Source organism: Kineococcus glutinatus, from assembly GCF_039542765.1.
GTDB classification, from domain to species: domain Bacteria; phylum Actinomycetota; class Actinomycetes; order Actinomycetales; family Kineococcaceae; genus Kineococcus_A; species Kineococcus_A glutinatus.
In genome coordinates this window covers 1-4,624 of the sequence record NZ_BAABIL010000521.1, presented here as the reverse complement: position 1 = coordinate 4,624, position 4,624 = coordinate 1, and the positions used below count along the sequence as shown (strand labels likewise).

Sequence of the window (4,624 nt, the reverse complement as noted above, 5' to 3'; positions counted from 1 at the left end):
GGGGCGCTCGTCCGCCGCGAGCGCTCCCGCCGCGGGATCCGCGCCCGCCGCCGCGGCGGGCACCGCGGCGGCGGCCTCCGGGGGCAGCCGCGAGGTGGTGAGCCGGGCCACCAGGACCGCGCCGCCCACGACCAGCAGCAGCCCCACGCCGGCGCGCACCACCACCCACTGCCAGGGCGCGACGAGGGCGAGGAACACCAGCACGGCCGGGTTGAGCAGCGGGTTGCCCAGCCAGTAGGCCACCACGCCCGCCGTCGGCACCCCGCTGCGCCGCAGCGCGGAGGCCACCGGCGCGGTGCAGCAGGTGCACATCATCGACGGGGTGGCCAGCAGGCCGCCGACGAGCGCGCTGGAGGTGTCCCGCCGCCGCGACAGCACCGCCAGCAGCCGGCGCCGCGGCAGCAGGGTCTGCACCGCCGCGGAGATCACCAGCCCGGCCACCACGGCCTTCCACACCGCCAGGGCGTAGGCCACGAGGAAGGACCAGCCCGCGCGCAGGCTCGGCGCCGACCCCGGCTCCACCCCGGCGGCGGCCAGCAGGGAGGACCCCGACCACGCCCGGCCGGCAGCCAGCTCGGAGGTCCGCAGCGCGTAGGGCCACCACTTGGCCCACAGCAGCAGCGCCGCGGTCGCGACGGCGAAGCAGACGACACCGGCGGCAGCGCCGCGGCGGTCGGCGGTGGCACGGGTCGCGGTGCTCAACGGCGCTCCTCGGTCCGGCGCGCGGGCCGGTTCCTCGACCCGCGCGGCGGCGGAACGCTAACCGGTCCGGTGTCGCGGCGCGTTCCGGGCTGCGCGCGGCCCGGGCGCGGTGCACACTCGGCGCTGCGGCAACCACCCGGGCGCCGAGGAGCAGGAGGACCCATGGGCGTGCGCACCTGGATCGAGGGCTGGCCGGTGTACCGGCAGCTCACCGGATCCGACCCGCTCGCGCGCGGCGCGGCGACGCAGTCGCCCCGCTCGAAGTCCCTGACCCCGCGCACGGTCACCGCCGACCGGGTCGCCCGGTCCGTCTGCCCCTACTGCGCCGTCGGCTGCGGCCAGCGCGTCTTCGTCAAGGACGAGCGCGTCGTGCAGATCGAGGGCGACCCCGACTCCCCGCACTCCCGCGGGCGCCTGTGCCCCAAGGGCTCGGCCTCCGAGCAGCTCGTCAACGGCCCCGGCCGCGTCACGAAGGTCCGCTACCGCCGCCCGTACGGCACGGACTGGGAGGACCTCGACCTCGACACCGCCATGGGGATGATCGTCGACCGGGTGCTCGACGCCCGCCGGCGCGGCTGGCAGGACAAGGACGAGAACGGGCAGTACCTGCGCCGCACGATGGGCATCGCCAGCCTCGGCGGCGCGACCCTGGACAACGAGGAGAACTACCTCATCAAGAAGCTCTTCACCGCGATGGGCGCCATCCAGGTGGAGAACCAGGCCCGCATATGACACTCCGCCACGGTTCCCGGTCTGGGAGCCTCGTTCGGCCGCGGCGGCGCCACGGGTGACCTGCAGGACCTGCAGAACGCGGACTGCATCGTCATCCAGGGCTCCAACATGGCGGAGTGCCACCCGGTGGGGTTCCAGTGGGTCATGGAGGCCAAGGCGCGCGGCGCCAAGGTCTTCCACATCGACCCCCGGTTCACCCGCACCAGCGCCCTGGCGGACACGTACGTGCCGATCCGCACGGGCACGGACATCGTGCTGCTCGGCGCGGTCATCAACCGGGTGCTGACGCAGGAGCGGTACTTCGACGAGTACGTGCGCGCCTACACCAACGCCTCGTGGATCGTCAGCGAGGACTACCGCGACACCGAGGACCTCGACGGGCTGTTCTCCGGCTTCGACGCGGAGAAGCGCTCCTACGACACGACGTCCTGGCAGTACGAGGGCCACGAGGCCGGCGGTGACGCCGGCGACGAGACGGCGCGCTCCACGGACGCCGAGCAGGGCCACCAGCTCGGCTCGGCCGGCGCGCCGCTGGAGCACCAGCGGATCCGGCGCGACGAGACGCTGCAGCACCCCCGCTGCGTGTTCCAGGTCCTCAAGCGGCACTTCGCCCGGTACACCCCGGAGATGGTGCAGGAGGTCTGCGGCGTGCCGCCGGCGCTGTTCGACGAGCTCGCCGAGGCGTGGATCTCCAACTCCACCCGCGACCGCACGACCGCCCTGGTCTACAGCGTGGGCTGGACCCAGCGCGGCACGGGCGTGCAGTACATCCGCACCGGCGCGATCCTGCAGCTGCTGCTGGGCAACATGGGCCGCCCCGGCGGCGGGATCCTCGCGCTGCGCGGGCACGCCAGCATCCAGGGCTCCACGGACATCCCGACGCTGTACAACCTGCTGCCCGGCTACCTGCCGATGCCGCACGCCGAGCAGCACCCCGATCTCGCCACCTACATCGGGGAGATCAAGGGCGAGGACCAGAAGGGGTTCTGGGGCAACGCCGACGCCTACGTCGTGAGCCTGCTCAAGGCGTACTTCGGCGACGCCGCCACCGCGGAGAACGACTGGTGCTTCGACTTCCTGCCCAGGATCGACGCCGACCACGGCACGTACGGGCAGGTCATGGACATGATCGAGGGCGGGAAGATCTTCGGGTACTTCCTGCTCGGGCAGAACCCCGCCGTCGGCTCGGCCAACGGCCGCGCCCAGCGCCTGGGCATGGCCAACCTCGACTGGGTCGTCGTCCGCGACCTCGTGATGATCGAGAGCGCGACGTTCTGGAAGGACGCGCCGGAGATCGAGACCGGCGAGATCGTCACGCAGGAGTGCCGCACTGAGGTCTTCTTCCTGCCCGCCGCCGCGCACACGGAGAAGGAGGGCTCCTTCACCCAGACCCAGCGCCTGCTGCAGTGGCGGGAGAAGGCGGTGGACCCCAAGGACGACTGCCGCTCGGAGCTGTGGTTCTTCTACCACCTGGGCCGGATGGTGCGGGAGCGGCTGGCCGGCTCCACCGACCCGCGCGACCGCCCGCTGCTCGACGTCACGTGGGACTACCCGCTGCTCGGCCCGCACGGCGACCCCGACGCCGAGGCGGTGCTGCGGGAGGTCAACGGGGTGGACCTCACCACCGGCCGGGCGCTGTCCGGGTTCACCGAGATGAAGGCCGACGGCAGCACCAGCGGCGGCTGCTGGATCTACTCCGGCGTCTACGCCGACGAGGTCAACCAGGCCAACCGGCGCAAGCCCGGCCGCGAGCAGGGCCTGCACGCCCCCGAGTGGGGCTGGGCGTGGCCGATGAACCGCCGCGTCCTCTACAACCGCGCCTCCGCCGACCCCGACGGCAAGCCGTGGAGCGAGCGCAAGAAGCTCGTCTGGTGGGACGAGGAGCAGGGCCGCTGGGTCGGCGACGACGTGCCCGACTTCCAGGTCACCAAACCGCCCTCGTTCCGGCCCGAGCCCGGCGCCACCGGCCCCGACGCGATCGCGGGCGACGACCCGTTCATCATGCAGGCCGACGGCAAGGGCTGGCTGTACGCCCCCAAGGGCGTCGTGGACGGCCCGCTGCCGGCGCACTACGAACCGGGGGAGTCGCCGTTCCGCAACGCCGTCTACGGCCAGCAGCAGAACCCGGCGCGGGAGATCTACACCCACCCGCTCAACGAGGTGCACCCCAGCCCGCCGGAGCCGGGCAGCGAGGTGTTCCCCTACGTGTGGTTCACCTCGCGCATGACGGAGCACCACACCGCCGGCGGCATGAGCCGCTACCTGCCCTACCTGGCGGAGCTGCAGCCGGCGCTGTTCGCGGAGGTGTCCCCGGAGCTGGCCGCCGAGCGCGGCCTGGAGCACATGGGCTGGGCGCACGTCGTCACGGCCCGCGCCGTCGTGGAGGCCCGCGTGATGGTGACCGACCGGCTCGCGCCGCTGCGGATCGGCGACCGGGTCGTGCACCAGGTCTGGCTGCCCTACCACTGGGGATCCGGCGGCCTCACCACCGGCGACGTCGTCAACGACCTCTCGCACCTGACGCTCGACCCGAACGTGCACATCCAGGAGTTCAAGGCCGGCACCTGCGACCTGCGCCCGGGCAGGCGCCCGCGGGGTCCGGCGGCGCTGGAGCTGGTCGACGAGTACCGCCGCCGCGGCGGGGTCACGATGGCCACCGGCACCGTGGCGGTCACCGGGGAGCTGCTGGACCCGCAGGGGCGCAGCCGCGCCGAGCAGGCGCTGTCGGGGACCACCGCGGTGGGCACCCACGCCACGCCCGAGGAGGTCGACCGGTTCACGTCGGTGGTGTTCGACGGGGACCTGCGCGGCGGGCGGCCGGAGGGCTTCGCCGGCCCGCGCGGGATGGACGGCGGTGGTGCGGACGGCGGGAGCGCCACAGGTACGGACGAGGGGCGGGAGAGCTAGATGGTGTCCGCGAACAGCCTCTTCGGGCCGCTGGACCCGGCCGCCGACGCCGGCTACGACGACCACCCCCGCCGCAAGGGGTTCTTCACCGACACCTCCGTCTGCATCGGCTGCAAGGCCTGCGAGGTGGCGTGCAAGGAGTGGAACCTCGTCCCCGAGGACGGCATCGACCTGCTCGGGATGTCCTACGACAACACCGGCGGCCTGGGCGCGGACTCCTGGCGCGCGGTGCACTTCGTGGAGCAGTCCCGTCCGCTGGGGAACCAGACCCCCCCGTTCGCCG

General features: G+C 73.3%; 1 protein-coding gene and 2 pseudogenes. 2 read left to right on the top strand and 1 reads right to left on the bottom strand.

The features are described 5' to 3' along the window. A partial coding sequence (locus ABEB16_RS17475) for a permease (RefSeq protein ID WP_345713497.1) occupies positions 1-702 on the bottom strand: 702 nt, incomplete at its 3' end. Positions 703-864: 162 nt separating this feature from the next. Here ABEB16_RS17475 and fdh point away from each other — a divergent pair. Together fdh and ABEB16_RS17465 are read left to right on the top strand one after the other, a co-directional pair. Then, positions 865-4,110, top strand: a pseudogene (gene fdh / locus ABEB16_RS17470) (formate dehydrogenase); the annotation flags it as partial. A 231-nt stretch (positions 4,111-4,341) separates the two neighbouring features. Continuing rightward, positions 4,342-4,624 (top strand): annotated as a pseudogene (locus ABEB16_RS17465) (4Fe-4S dicluster domain-containing protein); the annotation flags it as partial.